This window comes from Teichococcus aerophilus (assembly GCF_014490485.1).
GTDB lineage: Bacteria > Pseudomonadota > Alphaproteobacteria > Acetobacterales > Acetobacteraceae > Pseudoroseomonas > Pseudoroseomonas aerophila.
In genome coordinates, this window is record NZ_JACTVA010000125.1 from 1 (window position 1) to 1,551 (window position 1,551).

Genomic DNA, 1,551 nt, shown 5'->3' on the forward strand with positions numbered 1-1,551 from the left:
CGGCCGGTGCCGCCGCCGGCGCGGCGGCCGCCGCCACCGCCCAGCCGGCACAGCCGCCGCCGGAGCCGATCCCCGATGTCGGCAGCGTCACCGGCCTGCCCACGCCCCGCTTCGTCGCCCTGCGGTCGGACGAAGTGAACCTGCGCGTCGGCCCCGACACCCGCTTCCCCATCGAATGGACCTACCAACGGCGGGACCTGCCAGTGGAAGTGGTGCGCGAATACAACCAGTGGCGCCGCATCCGGGACATGGACGGCACCGAAGGCTGGGTGCACCAATCCACCCTCTCCGCCCGCCGCACCTTCATGGTGCGCGGCCAGGAACGCCCCCTGCACCACTCGGACAGCGAGACCAGCAACGTCGTCGCCCGCCTGCAGCCCGGGGTCGTCGGCCGCATCCGCCGCTGCAACGCCGGCAGGGAATGGTGCGAAGTCCAGGTCGCCGACCATCGCGGCTTCCTCCGCCGCACGGAGATCTGGGGCGTGCTGCCGAACGAAGAGATCAACTGAGGCGGGACAGTCAGGGAGGAAGGCCGGGGAAAGAATTCCCCGGGCCCCTTCTTTTTCTTTTTCGAGTTTTCGGGTGTGGCCGTTGAGGGGTCAGTCTTGAGATACGGCTGGGTGCGCCGAAGGTCTTGGACCTCCGGCGACTGACGGTTCAGCCCTTGCTGCCCATTTTGAATTTCATCAGAAGCGTCCCCCTCCCGCTCCTGGAGCGCCAACGCCAAACTCGCAGAAGAAAAAGAAGGGGTCTGGGGAATTCATTCCCCAGCCTTCTCCCTTCTCCCTTCCCCAGCGACCTACTCCTCCCCCTCCAGCACCGCCCGCAGCGCGGCGATCCGGGCCGGGGTGAGGCTGCGGATGCGCAGCGCCAGGCGGTTGGCCAGTTCGGTCGCTTCGGGGGAGAGCCCTGCCGTATCCAGCACCACGCGGGGGTGGGAGAGGCGGGCGAGCCGCTCCAGCTCTTCCACATTGTCCCACAGGCCGAAATAGTCGTTCACCTGCTGGATCAGCCCGGCGGAGGGCCGCCCCCGGCGCCCGTGCTCCAGAGCGGAGAGATAGGCTGGCGAGACCTGCAACGCCGCCGCCAGGCCGGAGAGGGTGATGCCCTTTTCCTCGCGCAGCGCGCGCAGCCGGGCGCCGAACGGCGTCATATGTCGCGGCGGCGGCGCAGCAGCAGGTGCACCGCCCCCTGGTTGGCCACATGCGGGTAGGCGGCGCCCAGCACCAGGTGGCGCAGGTCCGGCGCGTTCAGCCAGTGGGGGAACTCCCGCCGCAGCACGCCGCCCTCGGGCATCGGCCCCTTGCCCGTCACCACCGCCACGCAGCGCACGCCATCGGCGTGGGCGGAAAGCAGGAAGGAGCGCACGGCGTGGTAGGCGTCCTGGGCGCGTCGGCCGTGCAGGTCCAGCGTCCGCTCCGGCCGGGTGCGGCCACGGCGCAGGTCGCGCCAGCGGTGGCTGTCGATCCCGGGCGGCGCGGTGCCGACATGCACGGGCGCGTGCACACGGCCCGTGCGCGGGCGCGCCACGGCGGGCGGCGGCACGGGGGC

Annotated in this window: 3 protein-coding genes; 1 reads left to right on the top strand and 2 read right to left on the bottom strand. The window is 71.2% G+C overall.

The genetic code is table 11. From position 1 onward, the window contains the following. Positions 1-509 (top strand): SH3 domain-containing protein (locus tag IBL26_RS25400; RefSeq protein WP_367615512.1); only part of this gene is annotated, 509 nt, incomplete at its 5' end. Between the two features lie 290 nt (positions 510-799). Here IBL26_RS25400 and IBL26_RS25405 read toward each other — a convergent pair. Together IBL26_RS25405 and IBL26_RS25410 are read right to left on the bottom strand one after the other, a co-directional pair. Continuing rightward, positions 800-1,153: a helix-turn-helix domain-containing protein gene (locus IBL26_RS25405; protein WP_187787278.1), complete on the bottom strand. Its 354-nt coding sequence runs from the start codon at positions 1,151-1,153 to the stop codon at positions 800-802. Beyond that, positions 1,150-1,551 (bottom strand): Smr/MutS family protein (locus tag IBL26_RS25410; protein WP_187787279.1); only part of this gene is annotated, 402 nt, incomplete at its 5' end. The genes IBL26_RS25405 and IBL26_RS25410, both read right to left, overlap by 4 nt.

What these genes read in the sequence shown, in the direction of transcription:
- IBL26_RS25405 (WP_187787278.1), bottom strand. Translation starts at nt 1,153, where the DNA reads ATGACGCCGTTCGGCGCCCGGCTGCGCGCGCTGCGCGAGGAAAAGGGC.